This is a genomic window from Actinomadura sp. BRA 177, assembly GCF_013372625.1.
Lineage (GTDB): Bacteria > Actinomycetota > Actinomycetes > Streptosporangiales > Streptosporangiaceae > Spirillospora.
In genome coordinates this window covers 1-26,864 of record NZ_JABXFD010000724.1, presented here as the reverse complement: position 1 = coordinate 26,864, position 26,864 = coordinate 1, and the positions used below count along the sequence as shown (strand labels likewise).

Below are 26,864 nucleotides of genomic sequence, written 5' to 3'. Positions count from 1 at the left end.
GAGAGGAATCATGGCGGAGCTGACGATCCGTCCGGACGAGATCCGGAACGCGCTGGAGCGCTTCGTCCAGTCGTACGAGCCCGAGGCCGCCGCGCGCGAAGAGGTCGGCACCGTCGTCGATTCCGGCGACGGTATCGCCCACGTCGAGGGACTGCCCTCCGCGATGGCGAACGAACTCCTTGAGTTCGAGGACGGTACCCGTGGCCTGGCTCTGAACCTGGACGTGCGTGAGATCGGCGCCGTTGTCCTTGGCGACTTCAGCAACATCGAGGAGGGCCAGAAGGTCCGGCGGACCGGCGAGGTTCTGTCGGCGCCGGTCGGCGACGCCTTCCTCGGCCGTGTTGTGGACGCGCTGGGCAGCCCGCTCGACGGCCTTGGCGCGATCGAGTCGACCGAGCGCCGCGCGCTCGAGCTGCAGGCCCCCACGGTCGTGCAGCGGCAGTCGGTGAAGGAGCCGCTGCAGACCGGCATCAAGGCCATCGACGCGATGACGCCGATCGGCCGCGGCCAGCGGCAGCTGATCATCGGTGACCGGCAGACCGGCAAGACCACGGTCTGCGTGGACACCATCATCAACCAGAAGGAAGCCTGGGAGACGGGCGACCCGGACAAGCAGGTGCGCTGCATCTACGTCGCGGTCGGCCAGAAGGGCTCCACGATCGCCAACGTCCGCCGCTCCCTGGAGGAGGCCGGCGCGCTGGAGTACACCACGATCGTGGCGGCCCCGGCGTCCGACCCGGCGGGCTACAAGTACATCGCCCCCTACACCGGGTCCGCGATCGGGCAGCACTGGATGTACCAGGGCAAGCACGTCCTGATCGTGTTCGACGACCTGTCGAAGCAGGCCGAGGCGTACCGCGCGGTGTCGCTGCTGCTGCGCCGCCCGCCGGGCCGCGAGGCCTACCCGGGCGACGTCTTCTACCTGCACTCGCGGCTGCTGGAGCGCTGCGCGAAGCTGTCGGACGACCTCGGCGCCGGTTCGATGACGGGTCTGCCGATCATCGAGACCAAGGGCAACGACGTGTCGGCCTACATCCCGACGAACGTCATCTCGATCACCGACGGGCAGTGCTTCCTGGAGACGGACCTGTTCAACCAGGGCGTCCGGCCGGCGATCAACGTCGGCATCTCGGTGTCCCGGGTCGGCGGTTCGGCGCAGATCAAGGCGATGCGCAAGGTCGCCGGCACGCTGCGCCTCGCGCTGTCGCAGTTCCGCGACCTGGAGGCGTTCGCCGCCTTCGCCTCCGACCTGGACGCCGCGTCGCGCGCCCAGCTGGAGCGCGGCGCCCGCCTGGTCGAGCTGCTGAAGCAGCCGCAGGGCGCGCCGTTCCCGGCGGAGCAGGAGGTCGTGTCGGTGTGGGCGGGCACGTCCGGTGAGCTGGACGACGTCCCGGTCGCCGACATCCGCCGCTTCGAGCGCGAGTTCCTCGACTACATCCAGCGCGAGGAGGGCGGCCTGCTGACCGCCATCCGCGAGACCGGCCAGCTCTCCGACGACGGCCTCACCAGCCTCAAGAACACCATTACGGAGTTCAAGAAGGGCTTCCAGACCAGCGAGGGCGACCTGCTGGCCGAGGAGCCCGTCGAGGCGATCGACGAAGAGGACGTCGAGCAGGAGACGATCACCCGCGTCAAGAAGGGCTGACGGCCATGGCCGCACAGCTTCGCCAACTCCGGCAGCAGATCAAGACGGTCAAGTCGACCGCCAAGATCACGCGTGCCCAGGAGATGATCGCCACGTCGCGGATCGTCAAGGCCCAGCAGGCGGTGGCGGCGTCCAAGCCGTACGCGTCGCAGATCACGCAGGCGCTGTCCGCGCTGGTCAGCCACCATGTCGGGGTCGACCATCCGATTCTGCAGGAGCAGCCGACCGACACCCGCAGCGCGGTTCTGATCGTCACCAGCGATCGCGGGTTCTGCGGCGCCTACAACGCCAACGTGATCCGCGAGGCCGAGGCGCTGATCAAGGCGCTGCGGGACGAGGGCCGCGAGCCGGTCCCGTACGTGGTCGGCAACAAGGGCATCACCTGGTACCGGTTCCGGGGCCGGGAGGTCGCGCAGACCTGGCACGGGTTCAGCGACCGTCCCGCCTTCGGGCACGCGGAGCAGATCGGGCGCCGGCTCACCGAGGACTTCCTCAAGACCGACGCCGAGGGCGGGGTCGGTGAGATCCACGTGGTCTACACCGAGTTCGTCTCGATGCTGACCCAGGCCGTCCAGGTCAAGCGGCTGATGCCGCTGGAGATCGAGGAGGCCGAGGCCGGCGAGGGCGGCCCGGTCCCGCCGGCGTACGAGTTCGAGCCGTCCGCGCAGGCCGCGCTCGACCTGCTGCTGCCCAACTACGTCGAGAGCCGCATCTTCCACATGCTGCTGCAGTCGGCGGCGTCGTTCCAGGCGTCGGTCCGGCGGGCCATGAAGTCGGCGACCGACAATGCCAATGATCTGCTCGGGGTCTACACGCGCCAGATGAACCAGGCGCGGCAGGCCGCGATCACCCAGGAAATCAGCGAGATCGTCGGTGGCGCTGACGCGCTCGCCGAGTCTGGCGGGGAGTGATAATGACTGCACAGGTAGAGACGGCGACCGCGACCGGGCGCGTCGCACGCGTCATCGGCCCGGTCGTCGACGTGGAGTTCCCCGCCGACGCCCTCCCGGACATCTACAACGCGCTCAACGTCCAGGTCACCCTGGGCGGCGAGGAGAAGACCCTGACCTTCGAGGTCGCCCAGCACCTGGGCGACAACATGGTCCGGGCCATCTCGATGCAGCCGACGGACGGCCTGGTCCGCGGCGCGCCGGTGCACGACAGCGGCAAGTCCATCGCGGTCCCGGTCGGCGACATCACCAAGGGCCACGTGTGGAACGCCCTCGGCGAGGCGCTGGACGCCCCCACCGCGTCGCTGGAGATCAACGAGCGGTGGGGCATCCACCGCAAGGCCCCGGCGTTCGACCAGCTGGAGTCGAAGACGGAGATGCTGGAGACCGGCATCAAGGTCATCGACCTCCTCGCCCCGTACGTCAAGGGCGGGAAGATCGGCCTGTTCGGCGGCGCCGGTGTGGGCAAGACGGTGCTCATCCAGGAGATGATCCGCCGTGTCGCCCGCAACTTCGGTGGCACCTCGGTGTTCGCCGGCGTCGGCGAGCGCACCCGTGAGGGCAACGACCTCTGGGTGGAGATGGACGAGGCGGACGTCCTCAAGGACACCGCCCTCGTGTTCGGCCAGATGGACGAGCCGCCGGGCACCCGGCTGCGGGTGGCGCTGGGCGCCCTGACGATGGCGGAGTACTTCCGCGACGTCCAGGGCCAGGACGTGCTGCTGTTCATCGACAACATCTTCCGGTTCACGCAGGCCGGCTCGGAGGTCTCCACGCTGCTCGGGCGCATGCCGTCCGCGGTGGGGTACCAGCCGACGCTGGCCGACGAGATGGGCGTGCTGCAGGAGCGGATCACCTCGACGCGCGGTCACTCGATCACCTCGATGCAGGCGATCTACGTGCCCGCCGACGACATCACCGACCCGGCGCCGCACACCACGTTCGCGCACCTGGACGCCACCACGACGCTCTCCCGGAGCATCTCCGAGAAGGGCATCTTCCCGGCGGTCGACCCGCTCGACTCCACCTCGCGGATCATGGACCCGCAGATCCTGGGGAACGAGCACTACGAGGTCGCCCAGGAGGTCGTCCGGATCCTGCAGAAGTACAAGGAGCTGCAGGACATCATCGCGATCCTCGGCATCGACGAGCTGTCGGAGGAGGACAAGGTCACCGTCCAGCGGGCGCGGCGCATCGAGCGCTTCCTGTCGCACCCGATGTACGTGGCCGAGCAGTTCACCGGCCAGCCCGGTGTGACGGTCTCCAAGGACGAGACGGTCGCCTCCTTCAAGGCGCTCGCCGAGGGCAAGTTCGACCACCTGCCCGAGCAGGCGTTCTTCATGTGCGGTGGCATCGAGGACGTCGAGAAGAAGGCCAGGGAGCTGGAGAAGTAACCGCTCCGGCGGGGCCGCTCCGGGACATGCCGTTCCGGGGCGGCCCCGCCGGAACCGCTCTGATGAACCTTTTTTCATCCTCGGAGGTTCGGCCCCGGGGCTTCTCGGGATACGCCGGATGAAAAGCATGAGGAGACAGGTGTGGCGAATCTGAGGGTCGGGCTGGTCTCGCCGGAGCGCGAGATCTGGACCGGCGAGGCCAAGATGGTGGTCGCGCAGACCATCGAGGGGTCGCTCGGCATCCTGCCGGGCCACGCCCCGGTGCTGGGCGTCCTGCTGGACGGCAGCGTGGTGAAGATCGAGCCGGCGGACGGCGGCAAGCCGATCACCGCGGCGGTCGGCAGCGGGTTCTTCTCGGTGGCCGCCGACGAGGTGTCGGTGCTGGCCGAGCAGGCCGAACTGGGCGACGAGGTCGACGTCGACGACGCCCGGCGGGCGCTGGACCAGGCGCTCACGCTGGAGGGCGAGGACGCGACACCGGAGCGGCGCGCCCGGGCCCGGCTGCGCGCGGCGGGCATCGAGGCCTAGCATCTAGCATCGAGGTCCGGAGGTCGACGGACGGCGGGGGATTTGGGCGAGCACCTGGCACTGGACGTGGGCGGTGCCCTGGCGGCGCTCGTCCTCGTGGCGGCGCTGCTGTTCGTCTGCATGGCGGTACGCCGCTGGCTGTTCACGCACGGCGGCGGCACCGTGGAGTGCAGCCTGCGCGAACTGTCCCGGGAGGGCGGAGCGCCGGGGGTGTGGCGGCTCGGCATCGGCCGGTACAAGGGCGATGAGCTGCACTGGCACCGCGTGTTCGGTTTCCGGAGAAGGCCCCGGCAGGTGATCCACCGCCGGGGCCTCGTCGTGTCCAACCGGCGGCTGCCCGGCCCGCAGGAGGCGGAGGGCCTGCTGCCGGACGTCAGCGTCATCGAGGTGCGCGACGGGGCGCTGACCGTCGAACTGGCGATGGGCGCGGCGGCGCTGACCGGCTTCCTGGCGTGGCTGGAGGCCGCGCCGCCCGGCCTGCCGGTGGATCTGCACCAACCGGAATGACCGGGTCGGGAATGAGCTGGTAAGGCGCCGGTATCGAGTTGGCGTTGCGGTGCCGCCGCTGCTTGCGGCGGGCGGGGCGCGGGTTCACGATCACTGCGTCCGCTCCGTCCCCGTCCGCTGGAGTGCACGTGCGCAAGCTGATCACCGGCCGCAACCTCGTCACCGGCACGGCCGTGGCGCTGCCCGCCCTGTTCCTGCCGCTGGCGCTGCCCGCGGCGGGTGCCGCGCCGGCCCGCCCCGACCTCGCGAAGCTGGTCACGCTGAAGGACGTCAAGGCGCACCTGGCGGCGTTCCAGGAGATCGCCGACTACAACGGCGGCAACCGCGCGGCGGGGACTGCCGGCTACGACGTGTCGGTCAAGTACGTCGTCGGACGGCTGCGGAAGGCCGGCCTCACCCCGAAGGTGCGCAAGTTCACCTACCCGTACTGGCGGGAGAAGTCGGACGCGGTGCTCGCCCGGACGGCGCCGTCCAAGAAGACCTACAAGCGGGAGAAGGACTTCCTGACGTTCGCCTACTCGGGGTCAGGCGATGTGACCGCGCCCGTGGTCGCGGTGGACGTCCCCGCCAAGGGCGACGGGACGAGCGGCTGCGAGAAGGACGACTTCAAGGGCTTCAAGAAGGGCTCGATCGCCCTCGTCCAGCGGGGGACGTGCACGTTCCGGACGAAGGTGTCGCGGGCGAAGGCGGCGGGCGCGTCCGCCGTGGCCGTGTTCAACACGCCGGGGGAGAAGGGGCCGATCAACGGGACGGTGGGGAAGCCGTCCACGATCCCGGTCGTCGGCCTGACGCACGAGCTGGGCGCCGCGCTGGTGAAGGACGCGAAGAAGGACGCGAAGAAGAGCGGCCTGAAGCTGCGCGTGAAGACCGACACCGTGCACGGGAAGAAGTCGTCGGCCAACGTCATCGCCGACACCGAGCGCGGGGACCCCGGCAACGTGGTGCTGGTCGGCGCGCACCTCGACAGCGTCCCGGCGGGCGCGGGGATCAACGACAACGGCACCGGCGCCGCCGCGCTCCTCGCGATCGCCGGGAAGATCAAGGACCTCGGCAAGGGCGGCCTGCGCAACCGGGTGCGGTTCGCCTGGTGGGGCGCCGAGGAGGAGGGGCTGCGCGGCTCGTCCCACTACGTGGAGTCGCTGCCGGGGGGCCAGCGGGAGAAGATCGCCCTCAACATCAACCTCGACATGCTCGGCTCGCCCAACGGCACCCGCGGCGTGTACGACGGCGACCACTCCACCGGCGGCGGCACGCGGGCGCCCGCCGGGTCGGGGGCGATCGAGAAGATGTTCCGCGACTACTTCAAGGGCCGCCACCTGCCGACGTCCGAGAGCGAGTTCAACGGGCGCTCCGACTACGGGCCGTTCATCGAGCGGGGCATCCCGTCCGGCGGCATCGCCACCGGTGCGGAGGGTATGAAGACCGCCGCCGAGGCCAAGGCGTTCGGCGGACGGGCCGGCAAGGCGTACGACGGGTGCTATCACGCCAAGTGCGACCGGTTGAAGAACGTGAACCTCAAGCTCCTCGACACCAACGCGGACGGTGTCGCGCATGTCGTGCAGCATCTGGCGGAGACGACCGTCGCGGTCAACGGCGGTGCCCGGCTGGCCCTGCCGATCGTCCCGTCGTCCTACGCGCCGGTCTGGCAGGGCCCGTACCTGGTCCGCTAGTCCGGCTCGCTAGCCCCGGCTCGGCTCGACGGAGACGCTGCCGTCCTTGGTGTCGAGTTCGATGCGCCGCTTGGACTGGGAGTCCTGGTGGAGGGCGGGGTCGATCCGCTTGCTTCCGTTGTCGGTGGACACGCTGATCGCGTAGGTCTCCCCGACGGGCAGGCGGAGGTGGACGGACCCGTTGGCGCTGGTGGCCTTCACGCTGGTGGGCGGCGCGGTGAGGCGCAGGTTGATGCCGCCGTCCTTCGTCTCCGCGGTGAGCCGGTCGACGGTCAGCCCGTGGGCGTCGATGCTGCCGTTGCTGGTGTCCAGGTCGGCGGTGGTGACGTTCCCGCTGAGCCTGATGCGTCCGTCCTTGGACCTGGCCTTCAGCGTGTCGGCGGTGAGCCCGCTCGCGTCCACGGAACCGTTGTTGCTGCTCAGGTCGGCGGTGGTGACGCGGCCCGAGACGCGCAGCGACCCGTCGTTGGAGCTGAGGGACGCGGTGGACGCGCGCAGGTCCGTCGCGGTGATCGAGCCGTTGTCGCTGTGCAGCTTCACCGTCCCGGCGAGCCCGGACGCGACGATCGACCCGTCCTTGTTGTCGATCTGCACGGGGGTCGAGCGCGGAACCCGGATGCGGTAGGAGACGCCGCACTGGCTGAACCCGATCACCTGGGCGCCGCACTTGGAGATGAGCTTGAGCGCGCCCCCCTCGACGGTGTGCTTCGCCGTCGGCTTGTTCTTCTCGTTGGACCAGCTCAGCCGCTCGTTCACCGTGATGCCGGGGGAGTCGGACGCGGTCACCTCGACCCGGCTCCCGTGCGTCTGGATCTTCAGCGTGGTGACGCCGGCCGGCGCGTCGTAGGAGCGGTCCTCGTGGCGGGTACCGCCGAAGCTCACGTTGCCGCAGCCGACCAGCGCCACCGCCGCCGCTGCCAGGACGGCCGTGCCCGTCAGGGTCCTCACGTGGTCTCTCCCCGTTGTCGCCATGCGTCCGTACAAGACCAGCCTGGCCCGGACGGGACGGCGTCACCAGGTGGGGAGCCGGTCATCCGGGGGTGGGGTTAGCCCTACCCCCGTCCACCGTCGGCGTTCGCCGGCTCAGCGTTCGCCGCCCGGCTTCCACAGCACGTCGCCGTGCTCGGCGTTCGCGACGCGGCACAGGATGAACAGCAGGTCCGACAGGCGGTTGAGGTACTTGGCGGTCAGCGGATTCACGCCGCCCTCAGCCTTTTCATCGGCGCTGCCGTGCGTTTCGATCGCCGCCCAGGTGGAGCGTTCGGCGCGCCGCGCCACCGTCCGCGCGACGTGCAGGAGCGCGGCGCCGGGCGTCCCGCCGGGGAGGATGAAGCTGCGCAGCGTCGGCAGGTCGGCGTTGTGCTCGTCGCACGCCGCCTCAAGCCGCTCGATGTAGGACGCCTCGACGCGCAGCGGCGGGTACTGCGGGTCGGGGACGACCGGCGCGCACAGGTCGGCGCCCACGTCGAACAGGTCGTTCTGGATGCGGGTCAGCAGCGTCACCAGGCCGTCGGGCAGCGAACCGAGCGCGAGGGCCGTCCCGATCGCGGCGTTGGCCTCCTCCACGTCGGCGTAGGCGGCGAGGCGCGGATCGGTCTTGCTCGTCCGCGACGCGTCGCCCAGCGCGGTGGTGCCGTCGTCGCCCGTCCGGGTGTAGATCCGCGAGAGCACGACGGGATTGTCCCTGTTCTTCGCCATAGGACGCAGCCTAGCCCTGCCGCTGGTAGAAGCCCGTTCGGTAGGGTTCCGGGAAACATCCCGGAGGCCGCCGTGTACGACTACATCATCGTGGGAGCGGGGAGCGCGGGCTGCGTCCTCGCCGCCCGACTGACCGAGGACCCCTCCGTGAAGGTCCTGCTGCTGGAGGCGGGCCCGCCCGACGACGCGCCGGAGATCCACATCCCGGCCGCGGTCGCCGCGCTGATCAGGGGCCCGTACGACTGGGACTACGCCACCACCCCGCAGGAGCACGCCGCCGGCCGCAGCGTGTACTGGCCGCGCGGGCGGACGCTCGGCGGCAGCTCGTCCACCAACGCGATGATCTACATCCGCGGCGCCCGGCACGACTACGACACCTGGCGCGACGCGCACGGCTGCGACGGCTGGGGCTACGAGGACCTGCTGCCCTACTTCCGCCGCGCCGAGGACCAGCAGCGCGGCGACCTCCCCTACCACGGCGTCGGCGGCCCGCTCCGCGTCGAGGACCTGCGGTACAAGCACCCGCTGACCCGCGCGTGGGTGCAGTCCGCGAAGGCGTACGGCCTCGCCGCGAACCCCGACTTCAACGGCGCCGACCAGGACGGAGTGGGCTTCTACCAGGTCACCCACAAGCGCGGTAAGCGCTGGTCGACGGCCGTCGGGTACCTGCACCCGATCGAGAACCGGCCGAACCTCACGGTCGTCACCGACGCCCTCGCCACCCGCGTCACGATCGAGGACGGCCGCGCCGTCGGCGTCCGCTACGAGGCGCGCGGCGAGACGCACTCGGTCCGCGCCGAGGCCGAGGTGATCCTGTCCGGGGGCGCGGTGAACAGCCCGCAGCTGCTCATGCTGTCCGGCATCGGCCCCGCCGACCACCTCCGCTCGCTGGGCATCGACGTCATCGTCGACTCCCCGGTCGGGCGGGGGCTCCAGGACCACCCGTTCGTGAACGTCATGTTCGCGACTCCCCGCACGAAGGTGCTGTGGGAGCAGGCGAACGCGCGTGCCTTCGCGATGTACCAGGCCCTGGCGCGCGGCCCCTACGCCTCGAACGTCGCGGAGGCCGGCGGGTTCGTCCGGACGGTCGAGGGTCTGCCCGCCCCCGACCTGCAGTACCACGTCCTCCCGACGCCCTTCGTGAACCAGGGCCTCACCGAGTCGTCCGAGCGGCTCCTGTCGGTCATGGTCACCGCCATCGCGATCGAGAGCCGCGGCGCGCTCACCCTCCGCTCGCCCAGCCCCTACGCCAAACCGCTGATCGACCCGGCCTACCTCACCGACAAGGCCGACCTGGACATCCTGGTCGCCGGCGTCCGGCAGGCCCGCGAGATCGCCGCGTCCGGCCCCCTCGCCTCCCTGGTCGGCGGCGAGTGGGCGCCGGGCGAGCAGGCCGACTCGGACGAGGCCATCGTCGACTTCATCCGCCGCGAGGTCGCGACGCTGTTCCACCCGACGAGCACCTGCGCGATGGGCGCGGACGACTCCGTCTGCGACCCGTCCCTGCGCGTCCGGGGCGTCGAGGGCCTGCGCGTCGTGGACGCCTCGGTCATGCCGACCGTCCCGCGCGGCAACACCAACGCCCCCACCATCGCGATCGCCGAACGGGCCGCCGACCTGATCAGGGGCCGCACCCCCTTGGCTCCGGCAAACGCTCAGAAATGAGGAACGCCCCCGTCCTCCTGGGACGGGGGCGTGCGGTGCGTACAGGCAGCGGGCGTCACCGCTTGAGCGCCTTCGCGATGCGAGCGCGGCGCGCGTCCTTCGCCTCGGCCCGCAGCACGCGTACGCGGTCGTTGATGATGGCCTTGCTGATCTCCGGGCGGATCATGTCCAACTCCTTGTTCCCTGCCGGTCCCTCTTGGCCCGACATGTACAAGGTTCGTCCTAAGCCCCCACACCCCACATTGGGACGACGCCTTATCTGCGCCGCCTAGGACGCCTTAGATCGGTCCCCTTCACCGGAAGGAACTCAGACGGACGCCCAGTCACGCACCCAGGAACTGGCCGACCACCTGGTCGCGTCAGGACAGGAGATCGGCCTCCAGATAGCCGCCTACCTGAACGGCGAACTCGTGGTGAACGTGTGCGCCGGTAAGGCGGACGCTTCCACAGGTCGCCTGGTCGACGAGCGCACCCTCTTTCCCGGTTCAGGGCTGATCTCGACCGTCGTCCACGTGCTCGCCGAGCGAGGACTGTTCGACTACGCCGACCCGGTCGCCGCCTACTGGCCGGAGTTCTGCGCCCACGGCAAGCAGGGCATCACGATCGCGCACGTCCTCACCCATTCGGCCGGGGTGCCGCAGGCGCCGCCCGGACTCACGGTCGAAGACCTCGCCGGCTGGGACGGAGTGTGTGCGCGGATCGCCGACCTGCGGCCGCTCTGGCGGCCGGGCACCGCGACCGGGTTCCACGTTCTGACCTTCGGCTTCATCCTCGGCGAGGTCGTCCGCCGGGTCACCGGACGCCCCGTCTCGGCGGTGCTGCGGGACGACGTCGCCGCCCCGCTCGGCGTCCCCGGCGACCTGTGCTTCGGCGCCCCCGCCGCCGACCTGCCCCGGGCGGCGCGGCTGAAGGACGGAGACAGGTCGGACCCCTTGGTCAACTTCCCACCCGGTTCGCTGTACCACGAGGTCTTGCCGTCCTGGATGGGGGCGGGCGCCGCGCTGGGGAACCGGCCCGACTACCAGGGCGTCCACGTCCCGTCCAGCGGCGGGGCGACCGCACCCGCGCTCGCCCGCATGTTCGCCGCCCTCATCGGCGAAGTGGACGGCGTCCGCCTCATCGGCCCGGCCAGAACCAACCGCGTCTCCTCACTCGTCACGGTGAGGGAGGACCGGGGTGAACGGGCTGCCCGTCCCGAAAGGCCTCGGCTACATCGTCGGCACCGCGGAAATGGGCATCGCGAGCGCCTTCGGCTGGCTCGGCAACGGCGGCCTCGCGTTCGCCGACCCGGCACGCGGGTTCGCCTTCGCCTACCTGCCCAACCTGCTGACCTACGGACCCGTGGACGGCGCCTACCAGGTCGCCGACGCGATCCGGGCGGAACTCGGCCTGGAGGGCAGGACGATTCAGGCTCTCCGGCGATGGGCGAGAGGGCGCGTGTTCCGCCGCCTCCGCACCCGCGTCCCCAAGCGAAGAGCAGCCGCCGGACCCCGCCAGTAGGCCGTCCGAAAGGGGTGGACATCGTGGCGCGCGGTGTGCCAGCATCCGGGACCATGATCTCTGAAAGGGGCGTCGCCGCCCTCGTCCGGTGAGCGACCACGCGCAGCGGGAAGCTGCCGACATCCGCGCGGAATGGCTCGGGCACCTGCTCTCCACCGCGCCCGCCGACCGCCCGGCCGCCGAAGCCGCCATCTCCGAGCTGTACCGGCTGATCGGCCTCGATCCACCACGTTTCCATTGGGCGGTCTCGCCCCTCGCGGCCCTGGAGACCGTCCCGCCCGGGGCCCGTCCGTCCCAGACCGCGGACCGTCTTGGCGACTGGCCGCTGCCGGCACGTCTCCGCAGGTTGATCAGCGAAACGTCCGTGGGTCTCGACGCCCGGATCGTCCAGGGCTACCGTCCGCTGGACCAGATGTTGCGGCAACAGGTCCGAGCACCGATCACGACCTCCACCCGAAGTACCCTCCGCATGGCGCTCCGGACCGTCCATGAGCGAGCCGAGCCGGGAACCTTCTGGTACGAGGCCCAGTGCGTCTCCTGGTCGGCGCACTACGACGCCGTTCGCCGGACGTCCGGCGTGATCTTCACACCCGAGCAGAACCGCCTGCTCGACCTGTGGGCGACGCCGACGCGGTCCTGCGGCTGGTGGTGGCCGCGCGAGGACGTCTGCGTCGTCTCCGAACGACCCGTCGAGGTGCACGCCGAGGTCTGGGGCGACGAGGGGCAGGTGCGGCTGCACCGCCCGGACGGCCCCGCGCTCCGGTACGCCGACGGCTGGGACGTGCACGCCTGGCACGGCACGAGGGTGCCGCCCTGGGTGGTGGACGACCCGTCCATCGACCGGATCACGGGGGAGCCGAACGTCGAGGTCCGCCGCTGCGCGATCGAGAACATCGGCTGGGGCGACTACATCGACCGGGCCGGCCTGCGTCTCGTGGCCACCGCGCCGGACCCCGGCAACCCCGGCTCGGAACTCCACCTCTACGACCTGCGCGAACAGACCCGGGTGCTGCTCGCCGTCAACGGCTCCACCGAACGCGACGGACACCGCCGCCGCTACGGGCTGACCGTCCCGGACGCCTTCACGGACCCGGTCGCCGCCGCCGGATGGACCTACGGCCTGTCCGCCGACCAGTACTCCCGACTCGTCCGCCGAACCTGAAGGTGATCCCCATGACCGTGACGCTCGCGTCCCTTTCCCAGCAGACCGGCCTGGCCGTACTCGACCACCTCGAACAGTCGGTGAGCATCCCCGTCCTCGAAGGCCTCCAGGCCCAGGGGGACCTGATCGTCATCCCCCTCGCCGAAATCGCGGCGACCCTCACCTTCCACCCGAACGCCTTCTGGACGGACGTCCCACCCGAGGGCATCGAGCTGCTCCGCGGCGCGGCGGGCGGCAACCCGCACACCCTCGTAGCCGACCCCGCCACCTGCCGCTGGACACGCCACGTCTCGGACTCCGGCGGCCTCGCCATCGGCGTCTTCGAAGCGTCCGCCCCCGTCTACCTGTTGCACCCCGAACACGGCGCCTCCGGCTGCGTCCCAGGCCACTACGCCATCCGCCGCCAACGCGAACACAGCCCCGGAAGCTGGAGCCCCCGCCTAGTCGCCGACTAACCCAACTCCGGCAACCGGCTCAGAACCGGCCCCCCGACGCCTTCCGCCCAAGGGCAGCACCCGCTCCCCGGAGTGATTCGCAGCTGGTGCTGCCCTCACCCCATGTCGCGCCCGCTTCTCGCGCTATCTTTTGCGCCCCCTTGCTCGCCCGCCGCTTGCTGTCTGTGCTTTTCTTAACGGTCGTGCGCGTGCCTGAGGTCTTCTTTTTCTCGGTTTTTATGTGGTTGCTGTAGGTGGACGGCTGAGGTGGCCTCCCGAAGGCGAGCGCGCACGTTCCTCTTTGTCGCCGGTTGCTGTCACGTTGGTTGAGGTAGTCGGTTTGGGTGAGGTGTTCATCTGCGGGTGTGCGCGGGGTGCTACCGGTGCCGCGCTACGCGCGGAAAGACGGTCAGCGGGGAGGGGGTCGGTTGGGGGCGGTGTTTATCTGCGGGTGTGTGCGGGGTGCTGCTGGTGCCGCGCTGCGCGCGGAAGTGCGTCGACGAGGAGAGGGGCGGTTGGCGGAGGTGTTCGTCTGCGGGTGTGTGCGGGGTGTTGTCGGTGCCGCACTTTGCGCGGAGAGGCGGTCGGTGGGGGTTCGGTTGGGTGGTGTTCGTCTGCGGGTATGTGCGGGGAACTGCTGGTGTCGCGCTGCGCGCGGAAAGGCGGTCGACGAGGAGAGGGGCTGGCTCGGGTTGTTGGTGATGGCGCGCGCGGAGCGCGCGCTTGGCGGCCGGACCCCGCGCTCGCCTTTCCCTGAACAACCCCCTCATCCCGCAACCGCAACCAACGTGACAGCAACCGGCGGCCCGCCGTGCGTTACGCGTCTACCTTCGGGATGCACCTAAGCCACCCACCTGCATTAGCCACCCCAACTCGATAGAGCCGCCCTCAGCCCGCGCTGACCGTTGGATGACCAGTGGCCGGACTCTGCGCTCGCCTTTCCCTGAACAACCCCCTCATCCCGCAACCGCAACCAACGTGACAGCAGCCGGCGGCCTGCCGTGCGTTGTGCGTCTGCCTTCGGGAGGCACCTCAGGCACCCACCTGCATTAGCCACCCAACCCGATAAAGCCGTCCTCAGCCTGCGCTGACCGTTGGGTGATCAGCGGCCGTAAGGAGCGTCCTTTCTGTCGTGGGTGAGCTGAAAATGGGGTGATAAAAATGTGGCGTGTCCGGATTGTCTAGCACTCTTGGCGTGGACGTCGCTTATAATTGGGGGAGGAATTCGGGTTGGGAGGTGAGTCCCCGTGTCAATCTTCGTCCAGGTCGCCGCAATTGGTGGCGGTCAGCGTGAATGGGAAGACCGGGAGTGGTTTCCGCCCGGCCCGCAATTGGCGATCTGCCTGTCCGGCGGGAAAGAGCGTCTGGCCGATCTGACCGATGACGAACTCCTCCAGGTCGCGGCCGCCGCCCGTCGGCAGACCTCGTGGGCGCAGGCGCGGGAACTGGCCGCCATCGGCGAACTCGCCCGCCGCCGCACGTCCGACGAAGACTCCGATGCCGAGGAGTCGGGCGGTCCCGATTACCGGGTTCTGTCGGCTCGCGAATCGGTCACCGAAGAGGTCGCGGCCGCCCTCACCGTCACCGGCAACTCCGCCGCCACGCTGGTCCACCTGGCCGAACAGTTGACCGGCCCGCTCGCCCGCACCGGAGACGCGCTCGGCGCCGGCCGCATCGACATGGCAAAGGCCCGCGTGATCTGCGACGTCACCGAGCACCTTCCCGGCGACGTGGCCGGGCGCGTCCAGCATGCCGCCCTGGAAAAGGCGCCCGAGCAGACCACCGGGCAACTCCGCCGCCGGATCAAGCGGATCGCGCAGCGCCTCGCCCCCGAAGAGATCGAAGAACGGCGGCGCGAAGCGGTGCGGCAGCGCCGGCTGGAGTTGTGGGACACCCCGTCCGGCACATCCGATCTCTCCCTGTGCGACCTGGCAACCGAGGACGCCCACGCCATCTACAACAAGATCACCGCTGCGGCCAACGGCATCAAGGCGGACGGTGACCCCCGCCCCCTGAGTACCGTCCGCGCCGACCTCGCCACCCGGCTGTTGCACGGAATCGAGCTCCCCGAAGCCGTCCGCACCCTTCTTTCCCGGACGTTCGACGACACCGGCCCCGTCCCCGGCTCGGACGGTGGCGCACCGGTCAGCGTCCTCGAGCCGACGGACGGGAAAGAAGCGATCGGCGCTCAGCCTGACGACGCTGCCGATGCGAGCATCGCGGTGCTCGCGGACGAGGTGGACCGGCGCCTGAACCACGTGCGCGGACGCGTCCACCCCCGCGACCTGCCGCACGCCATCCGGAAGGCGGCGCGGCAGATCCACGACCAACTCGCCGACGCCCGCGACATCGCCTGCCAAGGAGACGAGCAGCGCCACGGCAGCCCCGGCTACCGGCCACCCACCGCCATGCGCCAGGAGATCGAGGCCCGCCACAGCAGGTGCGTGTTCCCCACCTGCAACCAGCCCTCCCACCGCTGCGACCTCGACCACACCATCCCATGGCGTCCCGGCATCACCTGCCGCTGCAACCTCGCCCCACTCTGCAGACGCCACCACAGACTCAAACAGCGCACTGACTGGAGACTGTTTCAGATCTGGGCCGGACTGCTGATCTGGGTCACACCCTCCGGCGCCTGGTACATCGTCCGCCCCGACCGGCAGTGAGCCCCCTCCGCTGGGTGTGGTCTCGCGCAGTTTGCGCCGGACTCACCATGACTTGAGTTGGGTGTTCGCACGTGCTGGCGTGGGCGCGATTGGCGTCGGCTGCCAGTACCGCGATGGGCGGTGGTGGTTCTTGTGCTTCCGGACTGTCGAGTTCATCGGTCCGGTGACCGAGTTGGGCGCGGTGGCGTGGTGGGTCCGAGCGGCGTCATGACGGACGGGGACGTGTTCCTGGCAACGCTGGCGCAGGTGTTGCGAGACCACGGCTCTCCGGCGATGAGGACCGGCGGACGGCCGATGGGCCGGACTCACGCGGGGCGGAGATCGAGTGCTGACCGCGTCTCGGTGGCGGAGGCTGCTGGTGGTTCATGTGGGGCGGGGCGTCTGGGTGTGCGGGGGCGGTCGATGGGGCGGACTCACGCAAGTGCTGTCCGCGTCTTGGTGGCTGAGGCCGCTGGTGGTTCATGTGGGCGAGGGCGTTTGGGGTGCTAGGGCGGCACGGGACCGGGGTGCTGGTGTAGGTCAAGACGGTGCTGCGGCGAGGCGTGCCCTGATTGTGATGAGAAGCCCCCCGTTGGCGGGATGGGGGCGTGGAGTGACCGTCACGCATCGCGGTCGGTGCCTCGTTTCTCACATTTATGGCATTATTTACAGGCTCAATCTGTATTAATATCGAGGCTCCAGCGTCGTCGGCCGGGGTGGCCGGGGCATCGTCTGAGCGCGGTATCGAGGTTGCGGCATGGAGATCGAGTCACTGGCGATGGCCCTGGAGCGGGAGCATCGGGAGATAGATGCGGGGATCGAGGCGTTCACGGCTGAGCCGGGTGCTCGGGAGTCGTTGGAGCGGGCCGTTCGGGCGCTGCGGCGGCACATCTACCTCGAAGAGGAGTTCCTGTTTCCGGCGCTGCATGCGGCGGGGCTCACGGCGCCGGTGCTCGTCATGCTGCGTGACCACGGGCAGATGTGGGCGACGCTCGACGCGCTGGACGCCGGGGCCGGGCCCGCGTCGTGCCGGCGGCTGAGCGTCCAGCTGCTGCACCACAACCTGAAGGAGGAGAAGATCCTCTACCCGGAGCTGGACCGGGTCGTCCCGGAGCCGCAAGCCGGACGGTTGAGGGCCTTCCTTGATTCCGGAGAGATGCCCGCGGAGTGGGTGTGCCTGCGCGCGCGGGCCTGATGAGTGAACGGAGAGCACGGTGGAGAAGAAGGCGGTCATCGGGAGCGCGGCGGAGCTCGCGGAGTTCAGTGCCGAGTCGTACTGCCCGAAGGTGCTGTCGGCGACCGACGCCACCCGGGTGATGGTCGTCGGCATGGAGGACGGGCAGGAAATCCCGCTGCACACGCCGGGCGTGGAGCTGGCTCTGGCGATCATGGAGGGGGCAGGGGAGGTGTGGATCGGTGATGCACCGCGTCCGGTGGCGGCGGGCGACCTCGTGGTCATTCCCGCCGGGACCAATCGGGGTGTGCGCGCCAAGGGGCGGCTCGTCTTCATGAACGTCGTGTCGCCGCCGCCGACCGCCGCGGACCATGACGCCGAGCGCCGTCCGTGGCCGGCAGGTTAGGTGACCGGGACGCCGGTGATGCGGGGGAACGAGGTCAGCGATACGTCGGTGGTGGCGCCGGGCGGCAGCTTGACGATCGCCCAGAACTCCTTCTTCTCGCGGGGGAACAGGGACGCCATGCCGATCCGGATGCCCGCCGTCCCGGTGCACAGACAGAGTGCCGAGCGGCTGCCCGTGCCGAGGACGTAGCGGGCGGCGGGGTAGCGCATTCCTGCGGACCGGTCGACCAGCGCGACGTTGGCGGCCGCCCAGTACTTGAGCTGCATCCATTCCTCGTCGGAGTCCAGGCCGGGGACGGCGCCCTCGGCCGTGCCCGTGTTCGTGATCTCGTAGGTCAGGGCGCCGTAGCCGCCGCCCAGCGCATGGACGCCCGTGACGCGGGCGGAGAAGGTCGTCTTGCCGTCGTCGCTCTTCGCGGTGACCGGCCCCGAACGGCCAGGGGAGGACGCGGGTACGGTGGGGCCGGCCTGCGGCGGGCGCTGGAAGACGACCGTGACGCGCCGGTTGCGGCGGCGCCCCTCCTCGGTGTCGTTGGACCACAGCGGCCGGTGGGAGCCGTAGCCCTTGGCGTCGAAGGTCACCCCGGTGCGGGTGACGAGGGTGGAGAGCTTCGCCCGGACGGTGTCGGCGCGCCGCGCGGACAGCGGGTCGTTGATCGAGTCGGTGCCGCTGGAGTCCGCGTGGCCTTCGATCCGGACGGTGCGGCCGGGGGACGCGTCGATCTGCGCGGCGGTGCGGCGCAGCAGCGCCTCGGCCCGCGGGGTGAGGGCAGTCTGATTGAGCCGGAACAGGACGTCGGACGACAGGCTCACCTTCACCTGGTCGCCGTCGTCGTGGATCTCGGTTGTCCCGTCGAGTGCCTCGGCCCGCGCGTCGATCGGGTGGGCGATCGTCCGCACTGGTGTTGCGTCCGGGCTGGGGAGGGCGTCGCTCGGTGGTGCGGTCGGCGGCGCGTCGCTGATCGGGACGTTGACGAACGGCCGGGCGAGCGGTGTGTAGACGGTGGCGGTCTTCGGGTGCCCGGACGGTGCCGGCAGCACGGCGAACCAGGTCTGGGACTCGCCGGGGTCGACGTACGCGCCGAAGTCCTCCTTCTCCGGCGTGCACAGGCAGCCCTTGCCGTCCGTCCGCCGGTACGGCTCCAAGAGCCGCCGGGCCGCCGTGTCGATGAGCGCGATCCCGTCCGGGACGGAGCCGTCCTCGTCCGACCCCTCGTCCTTGAGCTGCTCGCCGACGTTGAGGGTGTCCGCGCCGGAGTTGGTCACCCGCAGCTGGACGACCAGGTGCCGTGGTCCGAACCGGTTGAGGCCGACCAGGTCCACCTTGACCTGCGGGTTGCGGGCCGCGCGGGTGGACATGGCGGAGGCGATCGCGGGCCGCCGGTCGGGGCCCGCGGGCGCGGCCGGCACCTGGGACGCGGTGTCGCCCGCGCGATCATCGCCGCCCGGGTCGCAGCCCGTCGCGGTCAGTGCGAGTCCGGCGATGATCGCCGTCATGCCGAGGAGGGGACGGGGAGCGCGCATGATCGTCCTTGGCGGCCGTGGTCACTGGGAGTCGGGTGCTGAGACCGCGGTACTCCTGGAACGGTTTCGCCGGTGGCCGAACTCGGTCAGGCGACCTCGATGAAGCCCAGGTGGTCGTAGAGGCGGCGGGCGCGGCGGTTGCGGCGGGTCACGGCCAGGGAGAGGGTGGCGTGGTGCGGCGCCAGGGCGTGCATCGTCGCCTGGATCAGTGCCCGGCCGAGGCCCTGGCCGGCGTGGGACGGGGCGGTGAAGAGGAACGCCAGGAGGGGGTCGTCCCGGTAGAGGGTGACCAGGGCGGCGCCGATCGGACGGTCCTCGTGGTCGGCGACGAAAGAGGCTTCGCGGAGGAACGTCCCGTATTCGCCGTTCAGGGTGAGCTGGATCTCGCGGGCCGCGCCCGGCAGGTCGCCGACGTCGGCCTCGTCGGGGGTGCCACGGTAGGCGGCCCACATGGCGGCGGCGAGCGCGGGGACGTCGGCGTCCGTGAACGGGCGGAGGCCGCGCGGGGGCGGGGGCGCCGCGCCCAGGGGCGCCTGGAGGCGGCTGCGCACGGGTGCGCCGAACGTCCCGGATGCCATGGTTTCGAGTGTAGATCGCGCCCCCGGGCGGGGCCCGGGGGCGCGTGCGCTCAGCGCTTGTAGCGGCGGCCGTGGATCATGTTGATGAGGCCGAGGACGCGGGCCATCTCCTTCTCGGTGCGGCCGAACGAGGTGAGGTTCATGGTGGCGAACCGCTGCCGGGTGATGGCCTTGGCGCGGGTGAACTCGCGCAGGCCGTCCGCGCCGTGGATGCGGCCGAACCCGGACTCGCCGACGCCGCCGAACGGGAGGGCGGCGACCGAGGCGAACGCGGCGAAGGCGTTGATCGACGTCATGCCGGACCGCATCCGGCGGGCGACGTCCAGCGCGCGGGACTTGTTGCCGGAGAAGATCGTCCCGGCGAGGCCGTAGCTGGTCCGGTTGGCCTTCTCGACGGCCTCGTCGAGGTCCTTGACCCGGTGCACGGTGATCGTCGGGCCGAACGTCTCCTCGCAGACGGCGGACGAGTCGTCCGGCACGTTGGCGAGGACGACCGGCTCCACGTACGGCTTGCGCACCGACTCGGCGCCGCCGACGACGGCCTTGCCGCCCTTGGCGAGGGCGTCCTTGATGTGCCGTTCGATGATGTCGAGCTGGGACGGCATGGTGATCGGGCCGTAGGCGGCCTCGCGGTCGAAGCCGGGACGCAGCTCGGCGGCCTTCTCGGTGAGCTTGCCGAGGAACTTGTCGTACGCCTCGTCCACGACGTAGATGCGCTCGACGCCGATGCAGGTCTGGCCCGCGTTCGACATGGCGCCCCACAGCGCGGCGTCGGCGGCGGCGTCGAGGTCGGCGTCGGAGTCGACGATGCAGGCGTCCTTGCCGCCGCACTCGGCGACGATCGGGGTGAGGTTCTCGGCGCAGGCCGCCATGACGCGCTTGGCGGTGCGGGCCGAGCCGGTGAAGGCGACCTTGTCGACGTGCGGGGACGAGGCGAGCGCCGCGCCGGTCTCGCCGAGGCCGGTGATCGTCTGCATGACCGGGTGCTCGGGGATCACCGCGGCGAACAGCTCGGCGAGCAGCACGCCGACGCCCGGGGTGAACTCGGACGGCTTGAACACGACGGTGTTGCCGGCGGCGAGCGCGTAGGCGATGGAACCCATCGGGGTGAACACCGGGTAGTTCCACGGGCCGATGACGCCGACGACGCCGAGCGGCTGGTATTCCAGCACGCACTTCTGGTTGACGGCCATGAGGCCGGGGAAGACGGTGCGCGGCCCGAGGACCTTCTGCGCGTTGCGGGCGGCCCAGTCCAGGTGGGTGATCGCCATGATCGTCTCAAGCTGGGCGTCCTGTACCGGCTTGCCGGTCTCCTGGTGGATGAGCTCGGCCATCCGGTTCAGGTTGCGGGCCAGCGAGCCCTTGACGTTGAGCAGCCGGAGCCGGCGCTCCTTCCAGCCGAGGGCGCGCCACCAGCCGGCGGCCTCGCGGGCGCGTTCGATCGCCGCCGCCACGGCGGCACCGTCCTGGACGGGGTGCTCGGCGACGACCTCGCCGGTGGCCGGGTTCAGTGACGCGAACGTCTCGGCGCTCTCCGTGGCCACGGACATGAGGAACCTCCCGGGAGGAGCCTGGTAAGTGATTACTTGCGCTGTGTACCGGCTAGTAAACCACCCTAAGCCCCCGTCCGGGAGTCGGGGATCCGGCTTCCGTGGAATCCGGCCGGAACGCGCCGCGGCGGCCGGACGGTCGCGGTGTGGCAGCCGGCCGGTCGCGGCGTGGCGGGAGAGCGCGCGTGAGGGGTCAGTTCGACCAGAACTGGAAGAGCCCCAGGCCCATCCGGATCGGGATCTCGCCCAGGCCCAGCGCGTCCGTGATGTTGAAGATGACGGTGAAGAAGGCGTTGTTGATCGGCCCGAGCCACAGCAGGGCGATCAGGATGAGGAAGACGTAGCCGCCGTACGGGCTAACCTTGTCGACCCAGCGGCGCGGCAGGTACGGCTCGATGATCCCGAACCCGTCCAGGCCGGGGATCGGCAGCAGGTTCAGGACGGCCGCCGTGACCTGGAGGAACGCCAGGAACGCCACGCCCAGCCAGAAGACGCCGTGGTCCTGGTGGGCGAAGTTCTTGTAGAGCACCGCCAGCATGATCGCGAACAGCGCGTTGGACAGCGGGCCCGCCGCCGAGATCAGGCTGTGCCGCAGCCGGCCCGGGATCGCGTGCCGGTCGATCCAGACGGCGCCGCCCGGCAGGCCGATGCCGCCGAGCATGATGAACACCACCGGGATCACGAAGCTCAGCACCATGTCGGAGTACTTCAGCGGGTTCAGCGTGAGGTACCCCTTGGACGGGATGCTGCGGTCGCCCGACCGGTAGGCGATGTAGGCGTGCCCGAACTCGTGCATGCAGAGCGACAGCATCCACGCCGCCAGGACGAACCCGAACAGCGCGACCCGCGCCGCCGTGGCCGGCTCCTCCCCGTACCGCCAGGCGATCAGGCCGCACAGCACGGTCGCCGCCGCGATCGCGAGGAACACCGGGCTCGGCCGGACGGCCGCGCTCCCGCGCGCCTCGTGTGCAGTCCCGTTCATCGCTCTCTCTCCCGCACGCTCTTCATCTCGGAAAAACCCACCCGCTCACGGTGCCGCGATCACCGGGACGACATAGGTGCGCAGGAAGCGGCGCAGCCCGTCGGCGTCCCGGTCCCGGTCCATCACGATCAGCGAGGTGATGATCCGGAAGAGGAACTCGACCGTCCCCTCCACCTCGATGTCGGGGCGCAGCGTCCGCTGCCGCTGCGCCTGCTCGAAGTACGGCCGGACGTAGTCGGCGCACAGCGCGAGCACGTGCTCGGCCGCCCCCGCCACCGCCGCCTGCATGTGCCCCGCCGCCTCCGGCACGAGGAAGTGCGCGATGGTCGGCTCGTTGCGGACGTACTCGATCGCGTCCAGCGTGCCCTCGACGATCGCCTCCGGCACCGACCGCTCCCGGCGCAGCCGCGCGGCGAGCCGGTCCAGGAACCGGTGCAGGTCGCGGACCACGACGGCGAGGATCAGCTCGTCCCGCCCGCCGGTGACGCTCCGGTACACCGTCGCCCGCGACAGCCGCGCGGCCGCCGCGATGTCCTCGACCGTCGTCTTGGCGACGCCGAAGCGGCCGAAGCACTCTTCGGCCGCGTCGATGATCCGCTCGCGCGTCGCGTCGGTGGTGACCGGGGGCATGACAGCACATTACCGGCAGCCCATCGGCCCTCAATCCAGCGTGTACTCCAGGGACCAGGTGTGCGAGCCGTCCTCGGCGACGGTGATCTGGCCGAGACCGCGGATGCCCGCGAGCTCCCCGGTCCCGGACGTGGGCACGACCAGCCACCGCAGCCACTGCGTGTCGGGCGTCCCGTCCTCGCTGCCCGCGCTGTGCTGCAGCACGAACGTGCCCTCGCGGCCGTGCAGGATCCCTTGGACGCGCTCGACCCCCACATACGCGGCCGGCCCGGCGGGCGTCTCCACGGTGATCAGTTCGGTGCTGCTCGTCCCGACGAGGTCGCCGTGGAACTGCTTGCCGACGTGGACGCGGGTCAGCTTCGTGCCGTCCTGCTCCGCGTAGGGCTTCTCCGCGTCCCACGCCTCGATGTCGAAGCTGCCGCTGGCTTGAAACGTCATGCCCGCCATGATGCCCGCCCCGTGGGTTAGAAGAGGGTGCCTTCGTGTTCGATGCCGCGTAGGGCGTCGTAGTCGAGGGTGACGCAGTCGATGCCGCGGTCGGTGGCCAGGACACGGGCCTGCGGCTTGATCTCCTGCGCCGCGAACACGCCGCGGACGGGCGCGAGGTGTGGGTCCCGGTTGAGCAGCTCCAGGTACCTGGTCAGCTGCTCGACGCCGTCGATCTCGCCGCGCCGCTTGATCTCGATGGCGACGGTGGCGCTGTCGGCGTCCCGGCAGAGGATGTCGACCGGGCCGATCGCGGTGGGGAACTCGCGGCGGATCAGCGTGTAGCCGTCCCCGAGCGTGGTGATGTGCTCGGCGAGCAGCTCCTGGAGGTGCGCCTCGACGCCGTCCTTCTGCAGGCCCGGGTCGATGCCCAGCTCATGGCTGGTGTCGTGCAGGATCTCCGCGATGGTGAGGATGAGCCGCTCGCCCGACTTGCCGTGCGTGACCGTCCATTTCGCGATCGCGCCGTTCTCCTCGTAGCTCTCCTCGCGCAGCGAGCAGGGCGGGTTCATCCAGTTGAGGGGCTTGTAGGCGCGGTCGTCGGCGTGGATGCTCACGCTCCCGTCCGCCTTGATCAGGATCAGGCGGGGGGCCATCGGCAGGTGGGCGGTGAGCTTGCCGGCGTAGTCGACGCTGCAGCGGGCGATAACGAGACGCACGCTGCCCAACCTTAGTGGCGGGCCTAAGGCGCGTGGGCCGGGTCGGATAAGGCGTGCTGCCGATGTGGGGACGGGGTCCTTAGGACGAGTGTCTTGGGTGTCGGGTCGTGCCGAGCGGCCCGGGACCTTCGGGAGACACCGTGTACCACCACGACATCATGCAGTCGATCATGAGCGAGCGGGCCGCCGGGCTGCGGACGCGGGCGGCGGCCGAGCGGGACGCCCGGCTGGCGCGCCGGGCCCGCGAGTTCTGGGCCGAGCGCGCCGAGCGGGTCACCGCCGTCCGCCGGGCGCGCCGCCACGGAGCGGCACCGGCGCGATGACCCCGGCCCCTGGACGGACGGGGGTCGTCCAGGGGCACTCCGTAGCGGAATGAAAATCTTTGTCAAGCCTGGAATTCTCCGGGCGCCGTGATTAGCGTCGGCGGGTGGGTGTTCATCCTCCAACCGGCGAAAGGACCCCCGCATGTCTCTCGACGTGACTCCGGAACTGCTCGAGACGGCGCAGAAGGGCGAGGTCGGCGACGCGGCCTTCGTCGAGTGCATCAAGACGTCCCTCCCGTACGCGTGGGACATGATCAGCGGCCTGGTGGCCCGGCTCCAGGTGGACGGCGGCGACTTCGCCGACAACCTCACCCCGCCGCCGGACGAGCAGGCCCGCGGCCAGCTGCTCAGGGTCCTCGCGAGCGACGCCATGCGGGACGCGCTGGAGCGCCACTTCGGCATGAAGCTGGCCTTCCAGAACTGCCACCGCGTCGCCGTCTTCCCGACCGGCGACTCCACCGCCTACCGGACGTTCGTGACGGCCCGCGAACAGATCCTCAACCAGTCCCCCGAACTCCGCGACTGCTGACCCCGACCCCGCGGCGTGCCGCCCTCCGAACGCTGGTACCGGAGGACGGCACGCCGCACGCGTGCTTCCCCGACGGGACGCACCCGGCCGGCCGAGGTCGTGCAATGGTCGGCGCCGCCGTGGTGTGTTGTCCGGGCGGTGTCGCCCAAGAGTGACGTTTCAGGTGGCGGCGCGCACCTTGGGGAGGACTTCGGCGCCCAGGCGGGCGATGTTCTCCAGGGTGGCTTCACGGGAGCCGGCCGCTTCGACCAGGAGAATCAGGTGTTCGATGCCGGTTTGCTCGGCCGTGGCCAGGAGGGATTCGGCGCAGTCGTCCGGTGAGCCGACCGGATGGATGTCGCACATGCGGCGGGTGTAGCCGACGGGGTCGGGGGAGGGGCGTGGACGGTCGTCCACGGCGACGTAGCCGTCCAGGCCGGGGGCCAGCCAGCGGGGCATTTCCGTCATCAGGGTCTTGACCGCTTCTTCGCGGGTGTCGGCGACTTGGGCTACGTGGGTCGAAATGTGTGGGAGGTCGGGGTTGCCGTGGCGGGCGACGGCGGCGGCCTTCTCGTCCGCGTCCACGTGCAAGCCCAGAAGCATCGGGAGGTTGCGTTCGGCGGCCAGGCGCTCGGTCGTGGGGGAGGTGCAGGCGACGGTCACGGGCGGCGGGACGAGCGCGCGGGGGACGATCGGTACCTCACGGAAGCGGAAGAATTCCCCCTCCGCGGAGACACGGTCAGCGCGCAGAGAGGTAAGGAGAAGGTCCAGGGATTCGGCGAAGCCGTGCTCGTAGCGGGGGAGGCCGGTGCCGAAGACCTCCAAGTCGCGCCACGGGCCGCCGCGTCCGACGCCGAGGTGGAAGCGGCCGCCGGAGAGCAGGGAGAGCATCGCCGCCTGCTCGGCGAGCGCCACCGGATGCTGGGTGGACAGGACGCTCACCGCCGTCCCGACATGGATCCGTGCGGTCAGGGCCAGGAGATGCCCGGCCAGGAGCGTCGCCGACGGGACGACCCCGTACGACATGAAGTGGTGCTCGGCCAGCCACACGTCGTCGAACCCGGCACGTTCGGCGGCAATGGCGGCTTCGACGGTGCGGGACAAGGCGGCGGTGTCGTCCTGCCCAGAGAAACGGGTTGTCAAAAGGAAGATTCCTAGGCGCACGTCCCCGTCGTACCCGGCAACGGGGAAGCGCGAGCGCTCTGCAAGACTGCCAAGCATGACTGAGGGTTCGTTCAGCAGGGTCGGGGTCGTCGGACTGGGCACGATGGGCGCGGGCATCGCCGAGGTGCTGGCGCGCGGCGGCCTCGCGGTCGTCGGCATCGAGGTGAACCAGGACGCGCTGGAGCGCGGGCGCGGCCACCTGGAGGGCTCGACCGGACGGGCCGTCAAGCGCGGCAAGCTCACCGAGGACGCGCAGCGGGAGATCCTCGGCCGGATCACGCTGTCCACCGACTTCGCCGACCTCGGCGACTGCGACCTCGTGATCGAGGCCGTCCCCGAGCGGCTGGAGCTGAAGCGCAAGGTCTTCGCCGAGCTGGACAAGGTCTGCCGGGACGACGCCGTACTCGCGACGAACACCTCGTCGCTGTCGGTCACCGACATCGCGGTCACCACCGGCCGTCCCACCAAGATCGTCGGCGTGCACTTCTTCAACCCGGCGCCGGTGATGAAGCTGGTCGAGGTCATCGCGACCGTGCTGACCGAGCCGGCGGCGGTGACCCGCGTCGCCGACCTGGTGAAGGGCCTCGGCAAGACGCCGGTCACGATCGGCGACCGCGCCGGGTTCGTCGCCAACCGGCTGCTGTTCGGCTACCTGAACCAGGCCGCCGGGATGCTGGAGTCCGGGCACGCGACCCGCGACGACATCGACGCCGCGATGAAGGCCGGCGCCGGCCTGCCGATGGGCCCGTTCACCCTCATGGACCTGATCGGCCTCGACACCTGCCTGGAGGTGCTGGACGCGATCTACGCCGAGTCGCGCGACCGCCGGCACGCCGCCTCCCCGGTGCTGCGCGAACTCGTCACCGCCGGCCTGCTCGGCCGCAAGACCGGCCGCGGCTTCTACTCCTACGACAAGTCCGGCGCCGCCGAGGCCGGTCTTGCGGCCGAGCAGGCCCTGTCTCTTCTACACCTCTGACGCTGCCGACGAACAGGATCGGTTCGACCCATGTGGCCGCCGCACCATTTAACAAACAGAACAAGATGAACAACACCACCACCAAGCACCACCGATAACCATACACA

27 protein-coding genes and 1 pseudogene are annotated in these 26,864 nt (G+C 70.4%); 17 read left to right on the top strand and 11 right to left on the bottom strand.

Going from position 1 to position 26,864, the window contains the following annotated elements:
- Positions 1-10 precede the first annotated feature (10 nt).
- The 6 genes from atpA (at position 11) to HUX53_RS39035 (ending at position 6,694) form a co-directional block, all read left to right on the top strand.
- Complete coding sequence (gene atpA / locus HUX53_RS39060; RefSeq protein ID WP_176408296.1) at positions 11-1,645, top strand: F0F1 ATP synthase subunit alpha; 1,635 nt, start codon at positions 11-13, stop codon at positions 1,643-1,645.
- Between the two features lie 5 nt (positions 1,646-1,650).
- The gene (locus HUX53_RS39055; protein WP_176408295.1) at positions 1,651-2,556 is read left to right on the top strand and encodes a F0F1 ATP synthase subunit gamma; all 906 of its coding nucleotides are present in this window, start codon (positions 1,651-1,653) and stop codon (positions 2,554-2,556) included.
- 2 nt (positions 2,557-2,558) lie between these two features.
- Entirely contained in the window at positions 2,559-3,989 is a 1,431-nt protein-coding gene (atpD, locus tag HUX53_RS39050; RefSeq protein ID WP_176408294.1) for a F0F1 ATP synthase subunit beta, read from the top strand.
- Between the two features lie 141 nt (positions 3,990-4,130).
- Positions 4,131-4,517 carry a F0F1 ATP synthase subunit epsilon gene (locus tag HUX53_RS39045; RefSeq protein ID WP_176408293.1) on the top strand — a complete coding sequence of 129 codons (387 nt, stop codon included), beginning with the start codon at positions 4,131-4,133 and terminating at the stop codon, positions 4,515-4,517.
- A gap of 42 nt (positions 4,518-4,559) precedes the next feature.
- Positions 4,560-5,024: a DUF2550 domain-containing protein gene (locus HUX53_RS39040; RefSeq protein WP_176408292.1), complete on the top strand. Its 465-nt coding sequence runs from the start codon at positions 4,560-4,562 to the stop codon at positions 5,022-5,024.
- Between the two features lie 128 nt (positions 5,025-5,152).
- A complete protein-coding gene (locus tag HUX53_RS39035; RefSeq protein WP_309237640.1) occupies positions 5,153-6,694 on the top strand; it encodes a M28 family peptidase in 1,542 nt (513 codons plus the stop codon).
- A gap of 9 nt (positions 6,695-6,703) precedes the next feature.
- Here the strand turns inward: HUX53_RS39035 and HUX53_RS39030 are convergent, their stop codons facing one another.
- Both HUX53_RS39030 and HUX53_RS39025 read right to left on the bottom strand, forming a co-directional pair.
- Positions 6,704-7,642 carry a DUF4097 family beta strand repeat-containing protein gene (locus tag HUX53_RS39030; RefSeq protein WP_176408291.1) on the bottom strand — a complete coding sequence of 313 codons (939 nt, stop codon included), beginning with the start codon at positions 7,640-7,642 and terminating at the stop codon, positions 6,704-6,706.
- Between the two features lie 135 nt (positions 7,643-7,777).
- Positions 7,778-8,392, bottom strand: coding sequence for a cob(I)yrinic acid a,c-diamide adenosyltransferase (locus HUX53_RS39025; protein ID WP_176408290.1), 615 nt, complete (start codon positions 8,390-8,392; stop codon positions 7,778-7,780).
- Positions 8,393-8,464: 72 nt separating this feature from the next.
- Here HUX53_RS39025 and HUX53_RS42855 point away from each other — a divergent pair, with 72 nt between their 5' ends.
- Positions 8,465-10,057 carry a GMC family oxidoreductase gene (locus HUX53_RS42855; RefSeq protein WP_176408289.1) on the top strand — a complete coding sequence of 531 codons (1,593 nt, stop codon included), beginning with the start codon at positions 8,465-8,467 and terminating at the stop codon, positions 10,055-10,057.
- Positions 10,058-10,112: 55 nt separating this feature from the next.
- Here HUX53_RS42855 and HUX53_RS40480 read toward each other — a convergent pair whose 3' ends face one another.
- Positions 10,113-10,265, bottom strand: a complete 153-nt coding sequence (locus HUX53_RS40480; RefSeq protein WP_217920414.1) for a hypothetical protein — start codon at positions 10,263-10,265, stop codon at positions 10,113-10,115.
- 130 nt (positions 10,266-10,395) lie between these two features.
- Between HUX53_RS40480 and HUX53_RS43270 the strand changes: the two are divergent.
- From HUX53_RS43270 to HUX53_RS38990, 7 genes and pseudogenes are all read left to right on the top strand, one after another.
- Positions 10,396-11,142: pseudogene (locus HUX53_RS43270) on the top strand (serine hydrolase domain-containing protein); the annotation flags it as partial.
- Between the two features lie 91 nt (positions 11,143-11,233).
- Positions 11,234-11,557: a hypothetical protein gene (locus HUX53_RS42135; RefSeq protein WP_255206040.1), complete on the top strand. Its 324-nt coding sequence runs from the start codon at positions 11,234-11,236 to the stop codon at positions 11,555-11,557.
- Between the two features lie 88 nt (positions 11,558-11,645).
- On the top strand, positions 11,646-12,719 hold the full coding sequence (locus HUX53_RS39010) for a DUF6745 domain-containing protein (protein WP_176408288.1): 1,074 nt from the start codon (positions 11,646-11,648) through the stop codon (positions 12,717-12,719).
- A gap of 11 nt (positions 12,720-12,730) precedes the next feature.
- A complete protein-coding gene (locus tag HUX53_RS39005; protein ID WP_176408287.1) occupies positions 12,731-13,174 on the top strand; it encodes a hypothetical protein in 444 nt (147 codons plus the stop codon).
- A gap of 1,226 nt (positions 13,175-14,400) precedes the next feature.
- Complete coding sequence (locus tag HUX53_RS39000) at positions 14,401-15,819, top strand: HNH endonuclease signature motif containing protein (RefSeq protein WP_176408286.1); 1,419 nt, start codon at positions 14,401-14,403, stop codon at positions 15,817-15,819.
- A 736-nt stretch (positions 15,820-16,555) separates the two neighbouring features.
- Positions 16,556-16,993 (top strand): hemerythrin domain-containing protein, encoded by a 438-nt coding sequence (locus HUX53_RS38995; RefSeq protein WP_176408285.1) that lies wholly within the window; start codon positions 16,556-16,558, stop codon positions 16,991-16,993.
- Positions 16,994-17,012: 19 nt separating this feature from the next.
- On the top strand, positions 17,013-17,378 hold the full coding sequence (locus HUX53_RS38990; RefSeq protein ID WP_176408284.1) for a cupin domain-containing protein: 366 nt from the start codon (positions 17,013-17,015) through the stop codon (positions 17,376-17,378).
- Here HUX53_RS38990 and HUX53_RS38985 read toward each other — a convergent pair.
- The 7 genes from HUX53_RS38985 to nucS form a co-directional block, all read right to left on the bottom strand.
- On the bottom strand, positions 17,375-18,901 hold the full coding sequence (locus HUX53_RS38985) for an OmpA family protein (RefSeq protein ID WP_176408283.1): 1,527 nt from the start codon (positions 18,899-18,901) through the stop codon (positions 17,375-17,377). The two genes, HUX53_RS38990 and HUX53_RS38985, sit on opposite strands and share 4 nt — an antisense overlap.
- Positions 18,902-18,987: 86 nt before the next feature.
- Positions 18,988-19,479 carry a GNAT family N-acetyltransferase gene (locus HUX53_RS38980; protein ID WP_176408282.1) on the bottom strand — a complete coding sequence of 164 codons (492 nt, stop codon included), beginning with the start codon at positions 19,477-19,479 and terminating at the stop codon, positions 18,988-18,990.
- A 50-nt stretch (positions 19,480-19,529) separates the two neighbouring features.
- Positions 19,530-21,029: an aldehyde dehydrogenase family protein gene (locus tag HUX53_RS38975; RefSeq protein WP_176408281.1), complete on the bottom strand. Its 1,500-nt coding sequence runs from the start codon at positions 21,027-21,029 to the stop codon at positions 19,530-19,532.
- 193 nt (positions 21,030-21,222) lie between these two features.
- Positions 21,223-22,011, bottom strand: coding sequence for a site-2 protease family protein (locus tag HUX53_RS38970; protein ID WP_176408280.1), 789 nt, complete (start codon positions 22,009-22,011; stop codon positions 21,223-21,225).
- A 45-nt stretch (positions 22,012-22,056) separates the two neighbouring features.
- A complete protein-coding gene (locus tag HUX53_RS42355) occupies positions 22,057-22,641 on the bottom strand; it encodes a TetR/AcrR family transcriptional regulator (RefSeq protein ID WP_176408279.1) in 585 nt (194 codons plus the stop codon).
- Between the two features lie 30 nt (positions 22,642-22,671).
- Complete coding sequence (locus HUX53_RS38960; RefSeq protein ID WP_255206039.1) at positions 22,672-23,079, bottom strand: DUF3224 domain-containing protein; 408 nt, start codon at positions 23,077-23,079, stop codon at positions 22,672-22,674.
- A gap of 26 nt (positions 23,080-23,105) precedes the next feature.
- Positions 23,106-23,786: an endonuclease NucS gene (gene nucS / locus HUX53_RS38955; RefSeq protein ID WP_176408277.1), complete on the bottom strand. Its 681-nt coding sequence runs from the start codon at positions 23,784-23,786 to the stop codon at positions 23,106-23,108.
- A gap of 140 nt (positions 23,787-23,926) precedes the next feature.
- On the opposite strand from nucS, the gene HUX53_RS38950 reads away from it, so the two are divergent.
- Both HUX53_RS38950 and HUX53_RS38945 read left to right on the top strand, forming a co-directional pair.
- Positions 23,927-24,109, top strand: coding sequence for a hypothetical protein (locus HUX53_RS38950; protein ID WP_176408276.1), 183 nt, complete (start codon positions 23,927-23,929; stop codon positions 24,107-24,109).
- A gap of 142 nt (positions 24,110-24,251) precedes the next feature.
- Positions 24,252-24,638 carry an SCO5389 family protein gene (locus tag HUX53_RS38945; RefSeq protein ID WP_176408275.1) on the top strand — a complete coding sequence of 129 codons (387 nt, stop codon included), beginning with the start codon at positions 24,252-24,254 and terminating at the stop codon, positions 24,636-24,638.
- Between the two features lie 159 nt (positions 24,639-24,797).
- On the opposite strand, the gene HUX53_RS38940 is transcribed toward HUX53_RS38945, so the two are convergent.
- Positions 24,798-25,781: an LLM class flavin-dependent oxidoreductase gene (locus HUX53_RS38940; protein ID WP_176408274.1), complete on the bottom strand. Its 984-nt coding sequence runs from the start codon at positions 25,779-25,781 to the stop codon at positions 24,798-24,800.
- Positions 25,782-25,836: 55 nt separating this feature from the next.
- Here HUX53_RS38940 and HUX53_RS38935 point away from each other — a divergent pair, with 55 nt between their 5' ends.
- The gene (locus HUX53_RS38935; protein WP_255206038.1) at positions 25,837-26,757 is read left to right on the top strand and encodes a 3-hydroxyacyl-CoA dehydrogenase family protein; all 921 of its coding nucleotides are present in this window, start codon (positions 25,837-25,839) and stop codon (positions 26,755-26,757) included.
- The last annotated feature ends 107 nt before the right edge of the window (positions 26,758-26,864 follow it).